At 64.9% G+C, this 22,799-nt stretch carries 19 protein-coding genes; 3 read left to right on the top strand and 16 right to left on the bottom strand.

What is annotated here, in order from left to right; all coding sequences use genetic code 11:
• Positions 1 to 27: 27 nt before the first annotated feature.
• Positions 28 to 2,121, bottom strand: a complete 2,094-nt coding sequence (locus DL544_RS00095) for a TonB-dependent receptor family protein (RefSeq protein WP_139726554.1) — start codon at positions 2,119 to 2,121, stop codon at positions 28 to 30.
• A 170-nt stretch (positions 2,122 to 2,291) separates the two neighbouring features.
• Here DL544_RS00095 and DL544_RS00090 point away from each other — a divergent pair, with 170 nt between their 5' ends.
• The 3 genes from DL544_RS00090 to DL544_RS00080 all read left to right on the top strand — a co-directional run bounded on the left by DL544_RS00090 (position 2,292) and on the right by DL544_RS00080 (position 5,672).
• Positions 2,292 to 3,494: an amino acid aminotransferase gene (locus tag DL544_RS00090; protein WP_053496721.1), complete on the top strand. Its 1,203-nt coding sequence runs from the start codon at positions 2,292 to 2,294 to the stop codon at positions 3,492 to 3,494.
• Positions 3,495 to 3,839: 345 nt separating this feature from the next.
• Positions 3,840 to 4,856, top strand: coding sequence for a class 1 fructose-bisphosphatase (locus tag DL544_RS00085; RefSeq protein ID WP_065186803.1), 1,017 nt, complete (start codon positions 3,840 to 3,842; stop codon positions 4,854 to 4,856).
• A 108-nt stretch (positions 4,857 to 4,964) separates the two neighbouring features.
• Positions 4,965 to 5,672, top strand: a complete 708-nt coding sequence (locus DL544_RS00080) for a 2OG-Fe(II) oxygenase (protein WP_032957940.1) — start codon at positions 4,965 to 4,967, stop codon at positions 5,670 to 5,672.
• Positions 5,673 to 5,727: 55 nt separating this feature from the next.
• Here the strand turns inward: DL544_RS00080 and DL544_RS00075 are convergent, their stop codons facing one another.
• The 15 genes from DL544_RS00075 to dnaA all read right to left on the bottom strand — a co-directional run bounded on the left by DL544_RS00075 (position 5,728) and on the right by dnaA (position 22,699).
• Positions 5,728 to 6,819 (bottom strand): PA0069 family radical SAM protein, encoded by a 1,092-nt coding sequence (locus DL544_RS00075; RefSeq protein ID WP_005421187.1) that lies wholly within the window; start codon positions 6,817 to 6,819, stop codon positions 5,728 to 5,730.
• A 142-nt stretch (positions 6,820 to 6,961) separates the two neighbouring features.
• The gene (locus DL544_RS00070; RefSeq protein WP_139726553.1) at positions 6,962 to 7,705 is read right to left on the bottom strand and encodes a pyridoxine 5'-phosphate synthase; all 744 of its coding nucleotides are present in this window, start codon (positions 7,703 to 7,705) and stop codon (positions 6,962 to 6,964) included.
• Positions 7,706 to 7,714: 9 nt separating this feature from the next.
• Complete coding sequence (locus tag DL544_RS00065; RefSeq protein WP_005421192.1) at positions 7,715 to 7,984, bottom strand: hypothetical protein; 270 nt, start codon at positions 7,982 to 7,984, stop codon at positions 7,715 to 7,717.
• Positions 7,985 to 8,024: 40 nt separating this feature from the next.
• A complete protein-coding gene (gene cls / locus DL544_RS00060) occupies positions 8,025 to 9,485 on the bottom strand; it encodes a cardiolipin synthase (RefSeq protein WP_065179064.1) in 1,461 nt (486 codons plus the stop codon).
• Between the two features lie 164 nt (positions 9,486 to 9,649).
• Positions 9,650 to 10,063 (bottom strand): ExbD/TolR family protein, encoded by a 414-nt coding sequence (locus DL544_RS00055; RefSeq protein WP_005411740.1) that lies wholly within the window; start codon positions 10,061 to 10,063, stop codon positions 9,650 to 9,652.
• 3 nt (positions 10,064 to 10,066) lie between these two features.
• Entirely contained in the window at positions 10,067 to 10,492 is a 426-nt protein-coding gene (locus DL544_RS00050) for an ExbD/TolR family protein (RefSeq protein WP_005421196.1), read from the bottom strand.
• A 61-nt stretch (positions 10,493 to 10,553) separates the two neighbouring features.
• Positions 10,554 to 11,315, bottom strand: coding sequence for a TonB-system energizer ExbB (gene exbB, locus DL544_RS00045; RefSeq protein ID WP_005411738.1), 762 nt, complete (start codon positions 11,313 to 11,315; stop codon positions 10,554 to 10,556).
• Between the two features lie 94 nt (positions 11,316 to 11,409).
• Positions 11,410 to 12,078 (bottom strand): energy transducer TonB, encoded by a 669-nt coding sequence (locus tag DL544_RS00040; protein WP_005421199.1) that lies wholly within the window; start codon positions 12,076 to 12,078, stop codon positions 11,410 to 11,412.
• A 143-nt stretch (positions 12,079 to 12,221) separates the two neighbouring features.
• Positions 12,222 to 13,415, bottom strand: coding sequence for a tetratricopeptide repeat protein (locus DL544_RS00035; RefSeq protein WP_005421200.1), 1,194 nt, complete (start codon positions 13,413 to 13,415; stop codon positions 12,222 to 12,224).
• A 132-nt stretch (positions 13,416 to 13,547) separates the two neighbouring features.
• Complete coding sequence (locus DL544_RS00030; RefSeq protein ID WP_005421202.1) at positions 13,548 to 14,354, bottom strand: M48 family metallopeptidase; 807 nt, start codon at positions 14,352 to 14,354, stop codon at positions 13,548 to 13,550.
• Between the two features lie 71 nt (positions 14,355 to 14,425).
• Complete coding sequence (locus tag DL544_RS00025) at positions 14,426 to 15,271, bottom strand: CPBP family intramembrane glutamic endopeptidase (RefSeq protein ID WP_032954741.1); 846 nt, start codon at positions 15,269 to 15,271, stop codon at positions 14,426 to 14,428.
• 67 nt (positions 15,272 to 15,338) lie between these two features.
• On the bottom strand, positions 15,339 to 17,798 hold the full coding sequence (gyrB, locus tag DL544_RS00020) for a DNA topoisomerase (ATP-hydrolyzing) subunit B (protein ID WP_005421206.1): 2,460 nt from the start codon (positions 17,796 to 17,798) through the stop codon (positions 15,339 to 15,341).
• A gap of 112 nt (positions 17,799 to 17,910) precedes the next feature.
• Positions 17,911 to 19,005 carry a DNA replication/repair protein RecF gene (recF, locus tag DL544_RS00015; RefSeq protein WP_005421208.1) on the bottom strand — a complete coding sequence of 365 codons (1,095 nt, stop codon included), beginning with the start codon at positions 19,003 to 19,005 and terminating at the stop codon, positions 17,911 to 17,913.
• Positions 19,006 to 19,991: 986 nt separating this feature from the next.
• Positions 19,992 to 21,092, bottom strand: a complete 1,101-nt coding sequence (gene dnaN / locus DL544_RS00010) for a DNA polymerase III subunit beta (RefSeq protein ID WP_005411731.1) — start codon at positions 21,090 to 21,092, stop codon at positions 19,992 to 19,994.
• A gap of 275 nt (positions 21,093 to 21,367) precedes the next feature.
• Positions 21,368 to 22,699: a chromosomal replication initiator protein DnaA gene (dnaA, locus tag DL544_RS00005; RefSeq protein WP_014645405.1), complete on the bottom strand. Its 1,332-nt coding sequence runs from the start codon at positions 22,697 to 22,699 to the stop codon at positions 21,368 to 21,370.
• Positions 22,700 to 22,799 lie beyond the last annotated feature (100 nt).

The raw sequence follows: 22,799 nt of genomic DNA, 5'->3' as shown, positions 1-22,799 counted from the left end.
GCCGGCCAGCGGCCCGCACTACCCCTTTCAGCGCCACGACCATTGCAGGCCCACGCTGGCCCGGCGCCCGGGCCCCGGTTCGTAGAAGCGCCCGTTGCCGTCGTTGACGATCACCGAGCCGATGTAGGCCTGGTCCAGCACGTTCTCCAGCCGGGCGAAGGCGCGCAGGTCGCCACCTGGCAGTGTCCAGAAACGACCGGCCTCCAGGTTCAGCAACGCGTAGCCCGGCGCCCGCTCCGTGGCCACGTCGTTGACCAGGGTATCGGTGCTGGCGGCGGCCTCCAGCGCCCACTGCCAGTCGGCCGGGGTCCACTGCAGCCGGGCAAACGCCTGCTGGCGCGGTACGCCGGGCAAGCGGCTGCCGGCGGAAACCCAGGTGTTCGAGGTCAGGTACGGCGCACGCACCTGCGCCTGCAGCCAGGTCCAGGCCACCTGCAGTTCCAACTGTTCTGCCAACGGCTGCCGGTAGCCCAGTTCCACACCCTGGCGGCGGGTGCGGCCGATGTTGCGATAGGTGCTGCGTCCGCCGATGTTGCTGGCAACTGCCAACTCATCGTCGGTATCTGCGCGGAACAGGCTGATATCGAGCTGGGTTCCGTCCTGTGCATGCCATTTGCTGCCCACCTCCAGGCTGCGGCTGCGCGCCGCCGCCAGATCCAGCGCCAGTCCCGCCTGCCCGTCGGCGCGATACCCCAGCTCGTTGAAGGTGGGCGTCTCGAAGCCACGGCCCACCGCCGCGTGCAGTCGCCACTGCGGGCTGGCCTCGAAGCTGATTCCGGCCACCGGCGTGGTGGCCTGGTAGCGGCGGTGGCCGCTGTCGTCCGGGTTGCGGGCGGTGATGTAGCGATCGTCGGATTCGAAGCGCACGGCGCTGTGACGCACGCCAGCCAGCAATGACCAGCGTGGACTCCACTGCCACCACGCCTGGGCGAACTGATCGACGTTCTGCACGGTGTCGATCTGGTCTCTGCGCAGCCGCCCACGCACGCCGAAAGTGCTGCCGATGAAGTTCTCGTAGCCGGTGCGATGCTGGCGCTGGCGGTCGGCGCTGAGCCCGGCCACCAGATCCAGCGGTCGGCCGGCGAGGTCGCCGTGCCAGCCCCAGCGCGCGTCCAGCCCGCCATAGCCGCCCTCCAGGTCGATCACCCCGCCGGCATGCAACGGGCTGTTGGTCTGAGCTGCCGGCGGGATCGGCAGGTACTGGCGTACCGCGCGCTGGCCGGCATAGCCCATCAGCTGCCAACGCTGCGCCCTGGTTTCACGGGTCCAGCGCAGGCCAGCCTGCTGCTGGCGCACCGATTTACGGGTGTTGTACTGGTGCGCCACGGCGGTGGCCTGGCGCGGATCGGCCGCCACCTGGGTACGGCTCAGGCCCAGCGGGTCCTGCGCATCGGGGGCGTCGAAGGCATTGAGCAGCAGCTCCAGCCGCCCCCCGCCGAGATCGCCACCGATACGCGCAGCGAGCGATTCGCGGCGGGCACGGCTGTGGTCGCGCCAGCCATCGGTGCGGAAGTGATTGGCGGCGATGTTGTAATCCAGAACACGGCCGGCACCCTTCAGTTGCGCGCCGACGCTGAGCGTGTTGTCGGCACCCGCGTTGACGCGCAGCCGCCACGGGTCGCCGGCCTGGCCCTGTGCGCTCCAGACCTGCAGCACGCCGCCGGAGGAATTGCCGTACAGCGCCGAGAACGGTCCGCGCAGCACGTCGATCCGTTCGGCACCGAGCAGGCTGGCATGCGACAGCTGGCCCTGTCCGTCGGGCATGGTCGCCGGCACCCCGTCGATCAACACCCGCACCCCACGCACACCGAAGGTCGAGCGCGCACCAAAGCCACGGATCGACAGCTGGGTGTCCTGCGCGAAGTTCTGGCGGTCACGGGCGACCAGGCCCGGGACCCCGGCCAGCGCCTCGGACAGCTGTGCGCCGGCGCCGGCGCGGCCGGCGTCGATCCAGACCGTGTCCAGGCTGGCCGGCAACGCGAACGGGTCGATGCCCGGCACCCGCGCTGCCTGCACCTGCACGCTGGGCAGGGCGGTCGGTGCGGGCCCGGCCACGGCCGCCCAGGGCGACAGCAGGAGGATGGACAACGGCAGGCAATGGCGACGTGCGGCGGGATTCATGATTCAGGTTGATGGATCAGGCGGCAACGCACGTCATGGTACGGGGCTACGGATGACGACGGCGGCGGCCAGCCCCGGCAGGCTTTGTTACGATGGGCTGTTTCCGGCTGCAAGGCCGCAGACCGCGTAGCGCACTTCCTCCCCTTTCCGTCTACCGAACGAGTACCGCCGTGTCCTTCTTTGCAAACGTGGAACTGGTCCCAGGCGACCCGATCCTGGGCCTGACCGAGGCGTACAACGCCGACAGCCGCCCGACCAAGGTCAACCTGGGTGTGGGCATCTACTACGACGAGAGCGGCCGCATCCCGCTGCTGCGCGCCGTCAAGCAGATCGAGCAGCAGCTTGCCGCTGACGCCAAACCGCGCGGCTACCTGCCGATCGATGGCCTGCCGGCATACACGCAGGCCACGCGAGAGCTGGTGTTCGGCAAAGACTCGCCGCTGCTGGCCGCCGGCCGCGTCACCACCGCACAGACCGTCGGTGGCAGCGGTGCGCTGCGCGTCGGCGCCGACGTGCTGAAGAAGCTGCTGCCGCACGCCACCGTGGCGCTGAGCAACCCGAGCTGGGAGAACCACCGTGCGGTGTTCAGCGCGGCCGGTTTCGAGGTGCTGGATTACACCTATTTCGATCCGGCCAGCCATGGCGTCGACTTCAACGGCATGCTGGCCGACCTCGGCAAGCTGGAAGCCGGCACCGTAGTGCTGCTGCACGCCTGCTGCCACAACCCCACCGGTGCCGACCTCACGGTCAGCCAGTGGAAGCAGGTCGCGCAACTGCTGAAGGACAAGCAGCTGTTCCCCTTCATCGACATGGCCTACCAGGGCTTCGACAAGGGCATCGAGCAGGATGGCGCCGCCGTGCGCATCATCGCCGAAGCCGGCATCGACAGCTTCATCGTCGCCAACTCGTACTCCAAGTCGTTCTCGCTGTATGGCGAGCGCGTGGGTGCGTTGTCGATGGTGGCGCCGACCGCTGCTGACGCCAAGGCCGTGCAGTCGCAGGTCAAGCGTGTGATCCGCACCATCTACTCCAGCCCGTCCACCCACGGTGCCGCGCTGGTGGCCGGCGTGCTGACCAACCCGGAACTGCGCGCGATGTGGGAGCAGGAGCTGACCGAGATGCGCGAGCGCATCCACGCCCTGCGCCAGGGCCTGGTCGAAAAGCTGGCCGCTGCCGGTGCGCCGCAGTTCGGCTTCATCAACGAACAGGCCGGCATGTTCTCCTACTCGGGCCTGAGCCGTGAGCAGGTCGAACGCCTGCGCGACGAGTTCGGCATCTACGCCGTCGGCACCGGCCGCATCTGCGTGGCCGCGCTGAACCAGAACAACCTGGAATACGTCGCCAAGGCCGTGGCCACCGTCGCCAAGGGCTGAAGCAACGCACCAGTGGTTTGACAACAAAGGCGCCGAAAGGCGCCTTTGTTTTTGCTTCTGCTTTGCCTCTGCCTTTGCCACACCCTCCGCGCTCGCGGCGAACCCTGAAGCGCAGGGCGAGGTACACCGTGGCCAGGACCGTGAGGCGCATGGATGCGCCGACCGAGCCCCCATGGATGGGTTTACGGCGTGTCCTGGCCACGGTGTACCTCGCCCTGTGCCTCCATGAAGGAAGGCGCCACGAGCGCAACGCATCTGGAAACGATTACGCCTTCCCGCGCTCACGCACGCCCCCGCCAGACGGGCGACAATAGGCGTTTTCCCGCTGCCGAGACCTGCCCGACCATGTCCCGTACTTCGTTGACCCGCTTCCTGATCCAGGAACAGCACGCCGGCCGCATCAATGCCGACCTGCGCCAGCTGATCGCCGTGGTCGCCCGCGCCTGCACCAGCATTTCCATCGCCGTCAGCAAGGGCGCCCTCGGTGGCGTGCTCGGCGACGCCGGTACCGGCAACGTGCAGGGTGAAGCACAGAAGAAGCTGGACGTGATCAGCAACGAGATCCTGCTCGAAGCCAATGCCTGGGGTGGCCACCTTGCCGCCTGCGCCTCGGAGGAAATGGACCACAGCCAGCCGGTGCCGGACATCTACCCGCGCGGTGATTTCCTGCTGCTGTTCGATCCCCTCGACGGCAGCTCCAACATCGACGTCAACGTCTCCGTCGGCACCATCTTCTCCGTGCTGCGTTGCCCGACCAACGTCGAGCTGCCGGGCGATGACGCCTTCCTGCAGCCGGGCAGCAAGCAGATCGGCGCTGGCTACTGCATCTACGGGCCCAGCACCCAGCTGGTGCTGACCGTCGGCCATGGCACCCACGCCTTCACCCTGGACCGCGAGAAGGGCGAGTTCGTGCTGACCACCGAGAACATGCAGATTCCGGCGGCCACCCAGGAATTCGCCATCAACATGTCCAACCAGCGTCACTGGGAAGCGCCGATGCAGGCCTACGTCAGTGATCTGCTGGCCGGCAAGGAAGGCTCGCGCGGCAAGAACTTCAACATGCGCTGGATCGCCAGCATGGTGGCCGACGTGCATCGCATCCTGACCCGCGGCGGCATCTTCATCTACCCGTGGGACAAGAAGGATCCGTCCAAGGCCGGCAAGCTGCGCCTGATGTACGAAGCCAATCCGATGGGCCTGCTGGTCGAACAGGCCGGCGGCGCCGCCTGGACCGGCCGCGAGCGCATCCTCGACATCCAGCCCGACCAGCTGCACCAGCGCGTGCCGGTGTTCCTGGGTTCGCGCGAGGAAGTGGCCGAAGCGGTGCGTTACCACCACGCGCACGACGAAGCGCAGGGCTGACGGCTCGACGCCTGACGGCGGTCATGGCAGTTCGATGACATGACCGCAGGGTGACACCGCGGGCGGCAAACGGCACCATCAAGCCGTTGCCGCCGAAGGAATGCACGCATGCACGAGCAGGGCCCGGTCGATTTCATCGAAGTCATCCACAACGCCGTCCCCAGTGAGGTCTGCGCGGCCATCGTCGAGCGCATGCGTGCCACGCGTGGCCTGCTGCCCGGTGCGGTGGGCAGTGGCGTGTTCCCCGAACTCAAGCACAGCAAGGATCTGCGCATCAGTGGCCTGGACGGTTGGCAGGACGTCGACCAGCAGCTGCAGATCGCGGTGTTCAACGGCCTGCTGACTTATCTACGCCGTTATCCACAGGCATTGATCGCGCCGCTGATGTTGCAGATCCAGGACAGCAATGGCCAACCGCGACGCCTGTCTGCCGAGGACTTTCCCGACATGCCGCAACAGCAGCTGGCCGACCTGGCCCGCACCTGCCTTCGTCCGGGTGCGATCAACCTGCAGTGGTACGCCGCGGGCGAGGGTGGCTACCCGTACTGGCACTGCGAGCTGTACCCGAAGGATGCGCAGGCCGAGACCCTGCACCGGCATGTACTGTGGACGCTGTACCTCAATGACGACTTCGACGAGGGCGAAACCGAGTTCCTGTTCCAGGGGCGGAAGATCGCGCCGCGCACCGGCAGTTTGCTGATTGCGCCGACGGCGTTCACCCACACCCATCGCGGCAATCGGCCACAGGGTGGCGACAAGTTCATCGCCACCAGCTGGATCCTGTTCCAGAGTGCGCAGAAGTTGTTTGGGGGGTGACGCCGAACTGCTCGTCGGCCTTGATGTACAGTCGAGCCATGCTCGACTGATGGCCTCAGAACAACGACCCTTGCGGCGAATCCTTCTTCGGCGGCAACGGCTTCTGGAACCGGCTGCAATCCAGCTTCGGCCAATGGCTGTTCTGCGCATTGAATCCCAACCGCTTGCGCGCCAGCTTGAAGCGGTTGTTCAACAGATCGGCATACACGCCCTGGCCGCGCATGCGGGTGCCGAACTGGCTGTCGTAGTCCTTGCCACCACGCAGCTGCTGGATGGTACTCATCACGTGCGCGGCGCGATCGGGATGATGGGTATCGAGCCAGTCGCGGAACAGTGGCGCCACTTCCAGCGGCAGGCGCAGCAGCACGTAGCCTGCGGTACTGGCGCCTGCATCGTGCGCAGCCTCCAGCACCGCTTCAAGTTCGCTGTCGTTGATCCACGGAATCACCGGTGCCACCATCACGCCCACCGGGATACCCGCGTCATGCAGGCGCTTCATCGCGCGCAATCGTGCATGGGGTGCTGATGCGCGCGGTTCCAGCTTCGCGGAGAGATGCGGGTCCAGCGAGGTCACCGAGAAATGCACACTGACCAGGTTCTCCGCCGCCAGCGGCGCGAGCAGATCAATGTCGCGCTCGACCAGTGCGTTCTTGGTGATCAGCGAGAACGGATGCCTGGTTTCCAGCATCACTTCGATCAGCTGGCGGGTCAGCTTGAACTTGCGCTCGATCGGCTGATATGCATCGGTGTTGATGCCCAGCGCGATCGGCTGCGGCACGTAACCGGGTTTCGACAGTTCCTTGCGCAGCAGCTGAGGCGCATTGGTCTTGGCGAACAGCTTGGTCTCGAAGTCCAGGCCAGGTGACAGGTTCAGATAGGCATGGGAAGGGCGCGCGAAGCAGTAGGAACACCCATGCTCACAACCGCGATACGGATTCACCGACTGGCTGAAGCCGACGTCTGGCGAAGTGTTGCGGGTGATGATGCTGCGCGCGGTCTCGGCGCGCACCTCGGTGCGCAGGCGCGGCGCGAGGAACTCCTCGCTCTCATCGACCGCCCAGCCGTCGTCCACCGCCTCGCTGACGGTGCTTTCGAAGCGCCCAGCAAGGTGGGACGTGGAACCTCGGCCCTTGATCGCAATACCCATTGCGGCAGGGTACGTCGCCACCGTCTCAATGGCTGCGACGGCTGTCTGAAGGGTTCAGGGCAAGTCTGAGCCGAGCGTGGGCTCGGCTCTACAGTGGATACGGATACCTTGTAGAGCCGAGCCTAGGCTCGGCTGCAATGCATCAAAGCAGCGCCAAGTACCCGCGCACGGTGGCATCCAGCCCGTCATACAGTGCCTCGCCGATCAGCGCGTGGCCAATCGACACCTCCAGCACGTCCGGCACGTGGCCCAGGAAATCGCGCAGGTTGTCCTGCGACAGGTCGTGCCCGGCGTTGACGCCCAGGCCCACCGCCTGCGCCCGCCGCGCCGCAGTGGCGAACAGTTCGAGCATTGCCGCAGCGTCGCCCGCCGCATGCGCCTCTGCGTAGGGGCCGGTGTACAGCTCGATGCGGTCGGCACCGACCTCGGCAGCCTGCTCCAGCGACGGGTTGCCCGCATCCACGAACAGGCTGACCCGGCAGCCCATCGCCTTCAGTTGGGCAATCAACGGGCGCAAGCGCTCGACGTCGCGTTCGAAGTCGAAACCGTGGTCGGAGGTGATCTGGCCATCGCCGTCGGGCACCAGGGTGGCCTGCGCCGGACGGGTCTGTTCGCACAGCGGCAGCAGCCCCGGGTACCCCTCGCGCGGCGGCGCAAATGGATTGCCCTCGATGTTGAATTCCACGCCACGCGCGCGGGTCAACGTGGACAGGGCCAGCACGTCCTCAGCGGTGATGTGGCGGCGGTCCGGCCGCGGATGCACGGTGATGCCATGCGCGCCGGCATCCAGGCAGGCCTGGGCGGCGCGCACCACGTCCGGTTCGGCACCGCCGCGCGAATTGCGCAGGACGGCGATCTTGTTGACGTTGACGCTGAGCTGGGTCATGGAACGGAACTACTTGGAAAGAGGGGACGGATCGTTGTCGTTGGCGTCATCGTTGCGGCGCGCCTGGGCCTGCTCGCGCAGGCGGCGCAGTTCCTCGGCATCGATCAGGGTGGCCGGGTCGCGCTGCAGGTCGCCGAAACGGGCCACGTAACGACCGCGTACCCAGGCCAGCAGGAAGCCGAGCGCCGCCAGCAGGCACAGGGTCATCAACCCCGCGCTCGGGGTCTTCAGCGCGAAGGCAAAGCAGCCCAGCGCCAGCAGCAGGTACAACCAGTACATAGTCGGGCTCCCCGGATGATCGCCGCAGTGTAGCGCTGCATCACAGCAGCGGCGAGGCCAGCCGGGCGAAGGCCTCGGGCAGGCGGTGCAGCCACAGCGAGCGCCCGGCCTGGTCATGCACCCGGGTGGCGCAATCGAATTCACCCTGCAGCAGCTCGGCCAGGGCCGCCACGCGGTCCCGGTCGCTGATCATCATCGACAGCTCGAAGTTCAGGCGGAAGCTGCGGTGGTCGAAGTTGGCACTGCCGACAATGCAGACGTCGTCGTCGGCGATGAACGCCTTGGTGTGCAGCATGCGCGGGCCGTACTCGTAGATCTTCACGCCGGCATGCAACAGCTCATCGAAGTACGAGCGCGCGGCCTGGGTGACGAACCACGAATCGCTCATTTTCGGTACCAGCAGGCGCACGTCCAGGCCGCCCAGCGCGGCCGAAGTCAGCGCCATCCGCGCCGCTTCACCCGGCACGAAATAGGGCGTCACCAGCCACACCCGCTCGTGCGCTTCCTGGATGGCGGCGACGTGCAGCCGGTGGATCGTCTCCCAGCCCGAATCCGGGCCGGACACCAATACCTGCGCGTTGATCGCGCCATCCCCGCGCAGCGGCATATCGGCCGGCCACAGGCGGGCGATATCCATCCGCGAGGGTTCCTGGCCACTGGCGTAGAGCCAGTCCTCGGCGAACACCAGCTGCAGACTGCGCACCACATGACCGCGGATGCGCATGTGCAGGTCGCGATAAGCGTCGGGCCTGCGGCTTTCGTCTTCCTCGTCGGTGATGTTGATGCCGCCAGTGAAGGCCAGGCGGCCATCGACAATCACCAGCTTGCGGTGCGTGCGCAGGTTCAGCCACGGGCGCTTGAACGGTTTCAGCAGCTGCCGTGGGTGGAACCAGATCGCTTCACCGCCGGCGTCGAGCAGGGGCTGCAGGAAACGGCGGGGCAGGGCGGATGAGCCCACCGCATCCAGCAGCAGGCGCACCTGCACACCGGCACGTGCGCGCTCGACCAGGGCATCGCGCAGGGCGGTGCCTGCGTGATCCGGATTGAAGATGTAGTACTCCAGATGGATGTGATCGTGCGCCTGTGCAACGGCTTCCAGCAAGGCCGCGTAGGTCGCCGCACCGTCCACCAGCCAGGTCACTTCGGTGGCACTGCTTGGGGCCAGTCCGGTCGTTGCCTGGGCAACCTTGGCCAGTTCGGTGCAGTCCGAATCGGGCGGGCAGACATCGCTGTAGTGCTCCATGCCCGAGCGTGCACGGCCACGACGCAGCCGTTGCCGCTTCACCTTCTGCGGGCCCAGCAGGTAGTAGATGAAGAGCCCCAGATAGGGGAGCAGTGCCAACGAAAGGATCCAGCTCAGCGTGGCCACCGGCTCGCGCTTCTGCAGCATGATCCAGCCCGCCAGCGCGAACAGGTACAGCAGGTAAGCCACCGCCAGGATCGTGCCGAGGTGGGCGATACCGTCGAGCCAATGGCGCAGGGAATCGAAGAGGGCAAGCATGCGCCGATCATAGCGGCGCATGCTGCCGGATGGGGTCAGATCCCTTTTCCGAAGGAAAGGCGTTCTGACCCCATCCCATGTGCCAGGACGAGGACAAAAAAAAACGCCCCTGTTTCCAGGGGCGTCTGCAGTCGCGTCATGACTGTTGTGTTGCGGTGTCGCGTTTACTGCTGCACAAAACCGATCTTCTTCATCTGAGCATTCTTCGCGGCGGCCAGAACCTTGGCCATCACGTCGTACTCGGAATCCGGGCTGGCGTCGATGCGCAGTTCCGGCTGGTTGGTCGGGTCACGCTGGACCTCCTGCTCCATCCGCTGCTGCAGCTCGCTGGTATTGATCGGGCTGTTGTTCCACGAGACCTGGTTGCTGGCGTCGATCTTCAGTTCGATCGGCGGCGGCGGTTCGACCAGCTGCGGCGGTGGGTTGAGCACGCGCTGCGGCAGGTCCACGGCGATCGGGTACGTCATGATCGGCGCGGTCACGATGAAGATGATCAGCAGAACCAGCATCACGTCCACGAGGGGCGTGACGTTGATGTCTGCCATGGGGCCCTTGCCACCACCACTACTGAATGCCATGGCTTATTGCCCCTTTTCTTTGGTCGCAACGAAGCCGACGTCCAGCATGCCCTGTTCCTGCGCGACCTTGGTCAGGTCGTTGATGACGCGCATCTTGGTGGTGCGGTCACCACGCAGGTTCAGCGGCGGCTGCGGGGTCTGCTGTGCGGCGGTCGCCAAGCGGGACTCGAGAGTCTGCTTGTTGATTTCTTCGTCGTTCCAGTAGATCGAGCCGTCTTCCTTGACTGCCAGCGTGATCGGGTTGGGACGCTTTTCAGCATCTTCCGGCTTCTGGATCAGGTTGGCTTCCGGCAGATCCACCTTGACCTTGTGGGACATCAGGGGCGCCGTGATGATGAAGATGATCAGCAGCACCAGCATCACGTCCACGAGGGGCGTAACGTTGATGTCGGCCATGGGGCCGCCGCTGTTACCACTACTGAAAGCCATAACGGGCTCCGTCTAGATCTTGGTGACTACTTACTTTGTCGCTGGGTGACGCGCGCCGCAATCAGCGGACGCGCGAACCGGTGGCGAAGAAGTCGTGCAGGTCGTGCGCGAAGGTATCGAACTTGCTGATGGTCGCGCTGTTGATCTTGCTGAAGAAGTTGAAGGCGAACACGGCCGGGATTGCGACGAACAGACCGATCGCGGTCATGATCAGCGCTTCACCCACCGGGCCGGCAACGGCGTCGATCGAAGCGGAGCCGGTGGCACCGATCTTGATCAGCGCGCCGTAGATGCCCCACACGGTACCCAGCAGACCGACGAACGGAGCGGTCGCGCCGACGGTAGCCAGCAGGGTCATGCCCGACTGCAGCTTGTTGCTTTCGCGGGTGACGGCCTGACGCAGGGCGCGGTCGACGAACTCCGAACGGCTCAGGTTCTCACCGACGCCGCCGGTAGCACCGCCTTCAGCGCGCTGGTGGTGGGCGGCTGCCTGGGCAGCGTCCAGGGCGATCTTCGAGAACGGCTCCGAAGCCGGCTGCTCTTCCATCGCACGGATGGCGTCCTGCGCGTTCGGGGTGTCCCAGAACAGGCTGACGACGCGATCAGCGGCGCTCTTCAGGCGGGTGGCACGGAAGATGTTGATGACGGTCCAGTACCAGGACATGGCCGACATGGCGATCAGGGTCAGCAGCACGACCCAGGAAACCGCGAAATCACCCGGCTTGGTGGTCATTTCGTGGATCAGGTGCTCGAAGCCCATCTGCGACAGGGCGTTGGACGGATTGCCCCCGGCAGCAGCGGCGATGAAAATTTCCTGCAGCATGACGCTTACCTTTGTTGTGTGTGGTGATAAAGGGTGTAGCTAAGCTAAACAATCGAACCGGGAGCGGGGGTGGCCAGGCGGACACCCGGGCGCATCAGTTCAGCGCAAAGTTGACCGGGACGCGAACGCGACCTGCCGTCTTCTTACCGCCTGCTTCAGCGGCGTTGAAGCGCCACTTGCGAGCCGCTTCCATCGCAGCACGGTCCAGGTCGCGGTTACGGCTGGACTTTTCCACCGTGACATTGGTGACGTTGCCGCTGGCATCGACATCAATGATCAGGATCACTTCGCCCTGGATACCTGCGCGGAAGGCTGCCGGCGGGTAGCGCGGCGGATTCATGGCCTTCGACGAGATGTCCACGCTGGCCTCGATCGAGGTCGGCGGTGCCGGCGGCGCCGGAGGCGACGGCGGGGTGACGATATCGTTCGGGCGCGGCTCCGGCACGTCGACAACCGGCGCCTGCGGCGGCGGCGGTACGGGCGACGGCTTCGGCGGCGACAGATTCTTCACCGGCGGTGGCGGAGTATCCTGCGGCGGCGGCGGCGGCGGCGGCGGTGGGGGCGGCGGCGGCGCGTCGACGATGGTCACCATGACGTTGCGCTCCTTCTCCGCGACGGCCTTGGGAGCCACGGCGGGAATCAGGAGCATCATGAAGGCGGCCAGATGCAGGGCAATTACAAACGCGATGCCGACGATGCGAGGCCAGCTCAGCCCCTTGTCATCGGGTTGTTCGTACCGGTGAACGACTAGTTGTTCCGTCATGCGCCAAGAGCTCAATAGTGGGGCCGGAATCCCGGGGGCGGGATCCCTGATCAGCGGTGCATGACACCGCAGGAACCTCCAAGCTTATACCAATCCTGAGCGCCTGCGCATCAACTGAGCAGGCATTCAGGCGTTATTCCTACTTACTTCAGGTTGATGATTTTTTTGGCATCCGCCTGGTTCTTCACGCCCTTCGCCAGCGCCTGCTGGGCGGCCTGCTTGGCCTCGGGGACGCGACCTTCGGCATGCAGGACGCGTGCCAGGTTCAGGTAGGTCTCACCGTCCTTGGAGAGCGGGGCGGCCTTCTGCCACGCATCGATCGCCTGCGGCACCTGGTCGGAGTAGTAGTAGGACTGGGCCAGCGCCAGGTAGACCTGGTAATCCGGCTTCAGGATGCCCTTCTGCAACCCTTCGTTGATGACCGCGATGACGTCCTTTTCCTTGTTCTCGGTGTTGGCATAGATCGAGTACAGCTGCTTGTACTCGCGCTCTTCGGTGAGCTGGCCGCTGCTGCGCAGCTTGTCCATCACCGCGGCGGCCTTCGGCATCTGGTCAGCCTGCATGTACATGTTGGCCAGATTCAGCTGGGCCTTCTTGTCCGACGGGTTCTTGGCCGCCAGCGCTTCTGCGGCCTGCACGGCCTCACCGGTCTGGCCGGCTTCGGAAAGGGCCGCCATCAGCAGCTGGTTCCAGTTGTCCTTCGGCTCGGCAGCGCCCGCGATGGCCTGCTTCAGCACCGGGATCGCTTCCTGGTAGCGCTCCAGCTGGTACAGCGCCTGGCCCTTGGCAATCAGCTCTTCCGGCTTGGTCGACTTGCTCTCGGCGAAGTACTTGTCCAGGGTGGCCAGGCCTTCGGCAGTCTGGTCTTCCTGCAGCTGCAGCTGGCCCAGCATCAGCATCGACTGGAAGTGGCCGTTGTTGTCCAGGCCGTTGAACTGGATGACCTGCTTCAGGTAGGCGATGGCGGCCGGGGTGTCGTCGGTCTGGTAGGCGGCCTGCGAGGCCAGCTGCGCGGCCAGCGACTTGTCGTACTCGTTGGAGGCGCTGTCAGCCAGGATCGCGTCAGCCTGCGTGCGCGTCTCCGGGAACTTTTCCTTGTTGTAGCTGTCGATCATTTTCTGCAGCTTGCTGCCCATCTTGGCCGAGGCCTTGGCGGTCGGCTCCTGGCGGGTCGCATTCGGGTACAGCGGTTCGGCCTTGGCCTGCTTGCTGCTGCCGCCGCGGCTGCCACGGTCGGAGGAACGCGAGGACTGCGCGAAGGCATCGGTGACCACGGCGCCGGTCAGGGCGGTCGCGACGAGGACGGAAAGCACAGCTTTGTGGTTACGGAAAATCATCGTTCACCTCGATCGAACCGCCGGATAGCGGCAAAGTCGGACTGTCAGAAAAATCTGAGCCGCCAAACGTATCAGAAACAGATGGCGTGAGAAATCGTTTTATGTGCTGCAATACAGCATAGAACTGCGCACTCATCCGCACTTTGGCCGCAGCCCGGCCGCCTGGGCCTGCTGATAGACCGGCGCCAGGCCCGGCGCGTCGCGTCGCAGCTCCTGGATCCGGTTGGCCGGATCGGGGTGGGTGGACAGCCATTGCGGGCTTCGACCGCCGCTGGCGGCCATCATGTTCTGCCACAGATCCACGGCCTGGGCCGGGTTGAATCCGGCCTGCGCCATCAGCCGCTGGCCGATCACGTCCGCCTCGCTTTCCTGGGTCCGCGAGCCGGGCAACAGGAAGGCCGCCTGCGCGCCCATGCCGCCCAGCTGATTGACCGTATTGGCGGCACCATCGCCATAGGCGGCACCGGCCAGCGCGCCCAGCACGGCCAGGCCGGTCTGCGCGCCCATCTGCCGGGTAATGCGTTCCTCGTGGTGACGCGCGATCACGTGGCCGATCTCATGACCGATCACGGCAGCCAACTGGTCCTGGTTCCTGGCGACGGTGAAGATGCCGGTGTTCACGCCCACTTTGCCGCCGGGCAGGGCAAAGGCGTTGGGTTCCTTGTCGACGAATACGGCAGTCTCCCACCGTACCCCACGGTACTGAGGCGGCAGCTGTGCGACCAGCGCATTGACCACGCACTGCACGTAGCCGTTCTGGCGGCCATCGGTGCTGATCTTCTCTTTCTGCTTGGTCTCGGCAAACGCCTGCGCACCGAGCTGGTCAAGCTGTGCCTGCGACACACCGCCCACCATCTGCCGTCGTCCGGTTGGCGAGGTGGTGGTTGCACAGGCACTGACCAAGGTGGTGATGACTAGAGCCAGCAGCAGTTGTTTCATGGGTCCGCCCCCGTGTTCATGTGCGCAGTGTGTAGCGTACCTGCTTAATCTTTCGTCAAGCGGGCACGGCGTTACGTTGACCCCAGGAACACCATCGCGGCGAGCGCAACCGCGTTGTTCAGCGCATGCGCGGCAATCGCCGCCCACAGGGTGCCGGTGCGGCGGTACAGCCAGCAGAAGGCGGCGCCCATGCCACCGTACACCAGCCACAGCTGCGCCATGCCGAGCAGCGAGTTCTTGCTGACACCGGGCACTTCATGGACCAGGGCGAACGCCAGGCTGCTGAGGATCAGGCCCAGCCAGGGGCGGCCGGCTTGCCACAGGCGCCCGAACAGGACGCGGCGAAACAGCAGCTCTTCGTAGGCGGGGGCGAGGACGACCGCAAACAGCACCAGGAACAGCGGGAAGCGAGCGATCGCGCTCTGCATCAGTTCCACGTTGGTGGGCACCGGCTCGATGCCGAACTGCTTGGAAAGGAAGGCGATGCCGTTGCTGCCGAGCACGATCAGCGTGGCCACCAGCAGGGTCCAGCCCCAGGTGGACGGCCGCAGCAACGCCTGTCGCGACGCCATGCGTTCGCCGGCGCTTGCCGGGCGTCGCCAGAAGTACAGCAGCAGCGCGGCGCCACCGGTGGCGATCAGGGCCATCAGGATCTGCGCCAGGGCACCGGGCTGGCCCACTGCCGCGCCGACAGCGTCAGGTGTCAGTCCGCCATTGGCCTCCGCGTTGGCGCGGCTGACCACGATTGCACGGTAGAAGCCCCAGAACAGGCCGGAGACCATGCTCAGGCCGACCAGGGTAACGGCGGCGATGCCCAGGTCGATGAAGAAGCCTGCCAGCGGTGCAACGGCGCGCGGTGGGGTAGACACCGGCGGAACCGGGGGCGGGGCGGCGGAGACCGGGGTGGATGCGGACATCAGGTACCTGTGTTCAAGGGACGAAGGCCGGTGCAGCTCCCCGCGCACCGGCCAGGTCCCGATTGTGTCAGATATCCAGGTTGGCGACTTTCAGCGCATTGTCTTCGATGAAGTCGCGACGCGGCTCGACGACATCGCCCATCAGGGTGCTGAAGATCTGGTCGGCAGCGACCGCATCCTCGATGCGCACCTGCAGCAGGCGACGGGTCTCCGGGTTCACCGTGGTATCCCACAACTGCTCCGGATTCATTTCACCCAGACCCTTGAATCGCTGGATCTGGCGGCCGCGCTTGGCCTCCTCGAGCAGCCAGTTCTGCGCCTTCGCGAAGCTGTCGACTTCGATCGACTTGGCGCCGCGGGAAATCGTTGCACCTTCGCGCACCAGGCCGTGCAGCAGCTTGGAGGCCTGGTGGATCGCACGCAGTTCGCCACTCTCGAACGCCGACATCGGCAGCACCTGGATGTGCTCCTCGCCCATGTGGCGACGGGTCACCAGCACAGCGGCGGGGCGTTCCTCGTTGGCGTCCTGCAGTTCCAGGCTGAAACGCGGGCTGCCCAGGCTGCCCTGGTTGAGTCGCTTGGCCAGCGCATCCAGGCCTTCGCCTTCGCCCGCATTGCGCAGGCTGTCCATGTCCATCGGCACGAAATCGACCAGCGCTTCGAGCAGGTTGCGGTCATAGCGGTGCGCGTTGCGTTCGATGGAATCGAGCGCGGCGGCGTAGGCCAGCAGCAGCTTCTCCAGTGCCAGGCCTTCGATGCCCGGTTCGCCGGTGGCCGGCACCAGCGCGGCGTTTTCCACCGCACTGCTGGCCAGGTAGCTGTCCAGCGCCGGATCATCCTTCAGGTACAGCTCCTGCTTGCCCTGCTTGATCTTGTACAGCGGCGGCAAGCCGATGTAGACGTAACCGCGCTCGATCAGCTCCGGCATCTGACGGTAGAAGAACGTCAGCAGCAGGGTGCGGATGTGGGCGCCGTCGACGTCGGCGTCGGTCATGATGATGATCTTGTGGTAACGCAGCTTGTCCGGGTTGTACTCGTCGCGGCCGATGCCGGTGCCCAGCGCGGTGATCAGCGTACCGACCTGGTCGGAGGACAGCATGCGGTCGAAGCGCGCGCGTTCCACGTTGAGGATCTTGCCGCGCAGCGGCAGCACCGCCTGGTTCTTTCGGTTGCGGCCCTGCTTGGCCGAGCCACCTGCCGAGTCACCCTCGACGATGAACAGTTCGGACAGCGCCGGATCCTTTTCCTGGCAGTCGGCCAGCTTGCCCGGCAGGCCGGCGATGTCCAGCGCGCCCTTGCGGCGGGTCAGGTCGCGGGCCTTGCGGGCGGCTTCACGTGCACGCGCGGCGTCGACGATCTTGCCGGCAATCGCCTTGGCTTCGTTCGGGTTTTCCTGCAGGAACTCTTCCAGGCGCGCACCGAAGGCGTTTTCCACCGCCGGACGCACGTCGGAGCTGACCAGCTTCTCCTTGGTCTGGCTGGAGAAGCTGGGATCCGGCACCTTCACCGACAGCACCGCGATCATGCCTTCGCGCATGTCGTCGCCGGTCAGGTTGATCTTGGCCTGCTTGGCGATGCCGTTCTGCTCGATGTAGTTGTTGAGCACGCGGGTCAACGCACCGCGGAAACCGGCGAGGTGGGTACCGCCGTCCTTCTGCGGGATGTTGTTGGTGAAGCAGTACATCGTCTCCTGGTAGGAGTCGGTCCACTGCAGCGCCACCTCCACGACGATGCCGTTGTGCTCGCCGGTGACGGAGATGACATTCGGGTGCAGCGGGGTCTTCAGCTGGGCCAGATGCTCCACGAAGCTGCGGATGCCGCCTTCGTAGTGGAAGTCATCGCGACGGCCGTCGCCACGCTCGTCGGCAAGGACGATCTTGACGCCGGAGTTCAGGAACGACAACTCGCGCAGACGGCGGGCCAGGATGTCGTAGTGGAATTCCACGTTGTCGTGGAAGGCGACGGTGGACGGCCAGAAGCGCACGGTGGTGCCACGCTTGGTGGTGGCTTCCAGCTTGGCGAGCGGGGTCACGGCTGCGCCGTTGCTGAATTCCTGCTGGTAGTGGGAGCCGTTCTGGAACACGTCCACCAGCAGCTTCTGCGACAGCGCGTTGACCACGCTGACGCCGACGCCGTGCAGGCCGCCGGAAACCTTGTAGCTGTTGTCGTCGAACTTGCCGCCTGCATGCAGGACGGTCATCACCACCTCGGCGGCGGAGACCTCGCGACCGAGCTTGGCGCTCATCTGCTCGTGCTTGCCGGTCGGAATGCCGCGGCCGTTGTCGGACACCGAGACCGAGCCGTCAGCGTGGATCGTCACCGCGACATGGTCGGCGTGGCCGGCCAGCGCTTCGTCAATCGAGTTATCGACAACCTCGAACACCATGTGGTGCAGACCGGTGCCGTCATGCACGTCACCGATGTACATGCCGGGTCGCTTGCGGACAGCCTCCAGGCCTTCCAGGGCGGTAATGCTGTTGGCGTCGTAATTGCCGTTGTTTGCCGGGGTGTTCTGTTCGTCGCTCATTGCGCTTGCCGTAGGCTCCGCAGGTCGGGCACCGCTTGGGGCGATGTGCCGAGAATGAAAGGATTCCAACCCGAATTATACCAGCCGGGGTCGAGTGGCCCTGATGTGCCCACTATGGCACAGCCACGATCTGTGCATGTTCCACGTGGAACCGGGCGATCTGGGTCAATTCCTGCAGGGCCGCCGGAGGCTCAGTAGCGGTGACGAAGATCTGCGCCGGGCCGGTGAGCAGGCGCTCCAATACCCGCGCCTGGTGGGTCCGATCCAGTTCGGAGGCCAGATCGTCCAGTGCGATCACCGGCCATTCGCCGCGCTGTTCTGCATAGTCCTCGGCCTGCGCCAGCAGGCACGCCAATGCGGTCAGCTTGGCCTGACCGCGTGACAATGCATCGCGACCAGGAATGCTGTGGAAATCCACGCTCCAGTCCGCCCGGTGCGGCCCAACCGAGGTGTACCCGGCCTGGCGGTCACGATCCCGGGCCAGAAGCAGAGCATCTGCCAGGGGAAGCTCATGCCGACGCCAGCCCGGACTGAGTTCCAGGGCCTGGATGCCGAGTTGCGGCGCCAAACTGGCAGCCAGCGCCACGGCACGCTGCTGCAGCCGCTCGAGGTAGTGCTGACGCCGACTGGTAAGGGGCTCTCCGGCCTCAGCCAACTCGTGATCCCAGGTGTCCAGCATCCGCGACGGGCCGCCCTGCTTGAGCAGGGCATTGCGCTGCTTCAGCGCCCTTGAATAGCGGCGCCACAAGGACAGGAAATCAGGTTCCACGTGGAACAAACCCCAATCCAGGAAGCGACGGCGGGGCTCGCCACCGCCGCTGACCAGCGCATGGCTGCCGGGCTCAAACGTCACTACCGCCAGCGCTGCGCAGAGGTTGCCGAGCTGAGCCACATCTTCACCGTCCAATCGTCCCTTCCAGTCCTGCCCACTGTGGCGCAGGCCGGCCTTTCGGCGATGCGGCGCGTGGTCGGCACGCTGTTCGTCCCATTCCACGAAGATCTCCAGCGCCTCCTGGCCCTGGCGCACCAGTCCATCGCGAACCCTGCCGCGGAAGCTTCGGCCATAGGCCATCAGATGCAGGGCCTCCAGCACGCTGGTCTTGCCGGCACCGTTGTCGCCAGTGAGCAGGTTCAGCCCCGGCTGGGGCAAGAGATCCACCGCACTGAAGCGACGCAGTTGGTGCAAGGCGAGGCGGCGGATAAGCATGGGGCGCGAACGACCATCCGCTCGAGGCGGTAGAGGGGAAGGGAATCCATCAGCTTACTGCATCGGTCAAGCCGGACGCGCTGCCCCCGCATCGATGCGGAGCAGAAGCTCCCGCGCACCAACTGATCGCGGGTTCCACGTGGCGCCGGTTCACCCGCATGCCCGTTTCCAGCTCCGGACGCAGCTGAAATTCCTTCAATTCTGCACAGGGTTGCGGGGCGTGGCCCGCCAGATTTCAAGATTTCAGGACCACGGCCGCAGGTGTTTGATGAGCGCTTGCCCGGCCGGGTGAGCGGGCGGGCGCCCGGATTCCTCCAAATCTGAGATCCGATGCCCTGGGAGGTTCCACAGATTTCAAAGAATCCTGACCATTCGTTTCACGCTGTCCACAGCGGGACTGTATGACTTATACACAAGGTATGGGCAATCTGTGGATAAAAAAGCCCTTTTGCCTGGGTCTGGAAACTATCCACAGGTTCCCCCCAGCCTGAGGCGCCTCTATACAGGGGGTTTCACCCTCATAAATTCCTTTTAAATCATGTAGATAACAAATTTTTCCACGAAATCTGGCTCTACCATCACCACCACGCTTTAGATTTATACCCAGATTTAGAAGCTAGGCTTGGCCCGATCTGTCCCGAATGGGTCCTGTGGACAGAGAGGATTTCAGGAACAGCGAGCACGGTCGCCGCAGCGTGGATGCGCTTCGGCATCCGACCAGACAGGTCCATAGCAACTGCGTTGAGACCCCAGGTACCGGCCCCGATCAAACATGATTCGGAGGCAGTCCCTGGCATCGACTCAAAGTCCCGTCGCCAGTTCGGCGTGGGAAGCAAAGCGCACGCAACCGGGTTCATCAAGGAAGATGGTGTCCGTTCGAATTCCGTGCTGGAAAGGGTTCAGCCCGATGATCCACGTGGAACGTAAAAAAAAACGCCCGGGAGCTTCCCGGGCGTCGTTATGTTCCACGTGGAACCGGGCTGATGTCAGAGACGCAGCGGCATGACCACGTGGCGCGACTTCTCGCTGCTGGACTCACGCACCAGCGCCGAGGAGTTGGAGTCGCGCAGCTGGATGATGACTTCCTCATCGCGCAGGGCGGAGAGGGCATCCAGCAGGTAGTTCACGTTGAAGCCGATGGCCAGATCGCTGACCGTGGTATCGGCTTCGATCTCTTCCTGGGCTTCCTCCTGCTCCGGGTTGTGCGCGCTGATCTTCAGGTTGCCCGGCGACACTTCCACGCGGATGCCGCGGTACTTCTCGTTGGACAGGATCGCAGCGCGCTGCAGCGAGGCGCGCAGCGCTTCACGATCAACCTTCACTTCACGGTCGGCACCGATCGGAATCACCGCTTCGTAATCCGGGAAGCGGCCGTCGATCAGCTTGGAGGTGAAGGTGACATCGTCGCGCTTGACGCGAACGTGGCTGCGGCCGACTTCCAGCTCGATCTCGCGATCACCACTTTCCAGCAGGCGCTGCAGCTCGGTCACGCCCTTGCGCGGCACGATGATCTGGCGCTTGGAACCGCTCGGCTTGGCCAGGTCGGTTTCACACAGCGCCAGACGGTGGCCGTCGGTGGCAACGGTACGCAGGGCGTCACCGCGCAGATCGAACAGCAGGCCATTGAGGTAATAGCGCACGTCCTGCTGCGCCATCGCGAACGCGGTGCGCTCGATGAGCTCCTTCAGGGTCGCTTCGCCGATGGCCACGCGCTCAGTGGCTTCCACTTCGTCAACCGACGGGAAGTCATTGGAGGGCAGGGTTGCCAGGGTGAAGCGGCTACGACCGGCCTGCACGGTGATCTTGTCTCCGGTCTGCGAGACGGTGATCCGGCTGCCATCGGGCAGGGCGCGGATGATCTCGAACAGCTTGCGGGCGGGAATGGTGGTTTCGCCGTCCTGGGCGTCTTCAACCGCGATCCGCGACACCATCTCCACTTCCAGGTCGGTACCGGTCAGCGACAGCTGGCCGTTCTGCACCTGGACCAGGAAATTGGCCAGAACCGGAAGGGTCTGGCGGCGTTCGACCACGTTGACGACCTGTGCCAACGGCTTGAGAAAGGCTTCGCGCTGCAGTGTGAAACGCATGTGGTTCCGTGCCCCTATGCTTTAAAAAATGTGGAATAAATCAAAAGCTTGGTGGTGCTGGTAGAGACAGAATCGCTGGAAAACAATGCTAAGTCTTTGTAAATAAAGGAGTTTCAGGCATCGAAACCCTCTGTATTACCGACCCCCAAGGGGTGGGGAAAGCTGTGGATAAATTCGACGGGATTTCAGACGCCATTTTTATCCACAACGTGTCCCGCGCTTGCTACCGGATTCTGCACCGTTTTGTGCGATGACGCCTCATCGGCATCCGTGCATCATTCGCTCAGCTTCCGGATCAGCTTGTCCCAGTCTTCGCGGAGCTTGCCGTCGGTTTCCATCAGGGTCCGGATCTGGCGGCAGGCATGCAGCACCGTGGTGTGATCGCGACCGGCAAAGGCGTCGCCGATCTCGGGCAGGCTGTGCTCGGTCAGTTCCTTGGTCAGGGCCATGGCGACCTGGCGGGGGCGAGCGAGCGAGCGGGTCCGACGCTTCGACAGCAGATCCTTGATCTGCAGGCCGTAGTAGTCGGCAACGGTTTTCTGGATGTTGGGAATGCTGATCGCCTGCTGCTGGGCGCGCAGCAGGTCGCGCAGGGTTTCCTGGGCGAATTCGGTGGTGATCGCGCGGCCGGTGAAGTTGGCGCGGGCGGTCAGGGTATTGAGCGCGCCCTCGAGGTCGCGCACGTTGGAGCGCATCTTCTTGGCGATCAGGAACGCAACATCATCGGGAATCTCGGCACCGCGTTCGCGCGCCTTGGCCAGCACGATCGCGGCGCGGGTCTCGAAGTCCGGCGGTTCGATCGCGACCGACAGGCCCCAGGCAAGCCGCGACTTCAGGCGCGCTTCCAGGCCTTCGACCTCGCGAGGATAGCGGTCGCAGGTCAGGATGATCTGCTGCTTGCCATCGAACAACGCGTTGAAGGTGTGGAAGAACTCTTCCTGCGTGCGGTCCTTGCCGGCGAAGAACTGGATGTCATCGATCAACAGCGCGTCCACCTGCTGGAACTGGCGCTTGAACTGATCCATGGTCTTTTCCTGCAGGGCCCGGATCATGGCGCTGAAGAACTGTTCCGAACGCAGGTACAACACCTTTGCACCTGGATTGGCCTGGCGCATGGCGTTGCCGGCGGCGAACATCAGGTGGGTCTTGCCCAGGCCCGTGCCTCCGTACAGCAGCAGCGGGTTGTGCGCCCGGTCGCCCGGCTTCTGCGCTGCCTGGAAGGCGGCGGCCAGGCCCAGCTGGTTGCTGCGGCCTTCGACGAAGTTGGCGAACGTGTAGTGGCTGTCCAGGTTGCCGGCGAACGGCACCTGCGGTTCGCTGGACACATGCGCCGACGGCGTGGAAACCGGCGCGTTCTGCGCCTCCACGGGGCGCGGGCGCGAGCCGATTTCAAGAAAAACGTCGCTGAAACCGGCGAAATGCGCCAGCAGCTCGCGGATCCGGGCCAGGTACAGCTCGCGGACCTGGTCGACGATGAAGGCATTCGGTGCATACAGCACCAGGCTGTCCACGCGCAGATCGGCCTGCAGCGGCTTCAACCAGGTATGAACGTCTTCCGGCGGGAACTCCGCTTCGAGGCGCTCGAGACTACGGGACCAGGCATCCATCAGCAATAATCGTCCGGTGGCCGGGGCATGGACGCGACAAGGCGCCCAAACACAGGCCGGAAAGGGGGAAATGGATGGCTCAGACTACCACCGAGCGCCC

It is taken from the genome of Stenotrophomonas sp. pho, from assembly GCF_006228405.1.
Lineage (GTDB): Bacteria > Pseudomonadota > Gammaproteobacteria > Xanthomonadales > Xanthomonadaceae > Stenotrophomonas > Stenotrophomonas sepilia.
The sequence above is the reverse complement of the archived record's forward strand: the minus strand, read 5'-3'. Positions and strand labels throughout refer to the sequence as shown.

Coding starts and splice junctions, on each gene's coding strand:
- DL544_RS00095 (WP_139726554.1), bottom strand. CDS start 2,121: ATGAATCCCGCCGCACGTCGCCATTGCCTGCCGTTGTCCATCCTCCTG.
- DL544_RS00085 (WP_065186803.1), top strand. CDS start 3,840: ATGTCCCGTACTTCGTTGACCCGCTTCCTGATCCAGGAACAGCACGCC.
- DL544_RS00080 (WP_032957940.1), top strand. CDS start 4,965: ATGCACGAGCAGGGCCCGGTCGATTTCATCGAAGTCATCCACAACGCC.
- DL544_RS00075 (WP_005421187.1), bottom strand. CDS start 6,819: ATGGGTATTGCGATCAAGGGCCGAGGTTCCACGTCCCACCTTGCTGGG.
- DL544_RS00070 (WP_139726553.1), bottom strand. CDS start 7,705: ATGACCCAGCTCAGCGTCAACGTCAACAAGATCGCCGTCCTGCGCAAT.
- DL544_RS00065 (WP_005421192.1), bottom strand. CDS start 7,984: ATGTACTGGTTGTACCTGCTGCTGGCGCTGGGCTGCTTTGCCTTCGCG.
- cls (WP_065179064.1), bottom strand. CDS start 9,485: ATGCTTGCCCTCTTCGATTCCCTGCGCCATTGGCTCGACGGTATCGCC.
- DL544_RS00055 (WP_005411740.1), bottom strand. CDS start 10,063: ATGGCATTCAGTAGTGGTGGTGGCAAGGGCCCCATGGCAGACATCAAC.
- DL544_RS00050 (WP_005421196.1), bottom strand. CDS start 10,492: ATGGCTTTCAGTAGTGGTAACAGCGGCGGCCCCATGGCCGACATCAAC.
- exbB (WP_005411738.1), bottom strand. CDS start 11,315: ATGCTGCAGGAAATTTTCATCGCCGCTGCTGCCGGGGGCAATCCGTCC.
- DL544_RS00040 (WP_005421199.1), bottom strand. CDS start 12,078: ATGACGGAACAACTAGTCGTTCACCGGTACGAACAACCCGATGACAAG.
- DL544_RS00035 (WP_005421200.1), bottom strand. CDS start 13,415: ATGATTTTCCGTAACCACAAAGCTGTGCTTTCCGTCCTCGTCGCGACC.
- DL544_RS00030 (WP_005421202.1), bottom strand. CDS start 14,354: ATGAAACAACTGCTGCTGGCTCTAGTCATCACCACCTTGGTCAGTGCC.
- DL544_RS00025 (WP_032954741.1), bottom strand. CDS start 15,271: ATGTCCGCATCCACCCCGGTCTCCGCCGCCCCGCCCCCGGTTCCGCCG.
- gyrB (WP_005421206.1), bottom strand. CDS start 17,798: ATGAGCGACGAACAGAACACCCCGGCAAACAACGGCAATTACGACGCC.
- recF (WP_005421208.1), bottom strand. CDS start 19,005: ATGCTTATCCGCCGCCTCGCCTTGCACCAACTGCGTCGCTTCAGTGCG.
- dnaN (WP_005411731.1), bottom strand. CDS start 21,092: ATGCGTTTCACACTGCAGCGCGAAGCCTTTCTCAAGCCGTTGGCACAG.
- dnaA (WP_014645405.1), bottom strand. CDS start 22,699: ATGGATGCCTGGTCCCGTAGTCTCGAGCGCCTCGAAGCGGAGTTCCCG.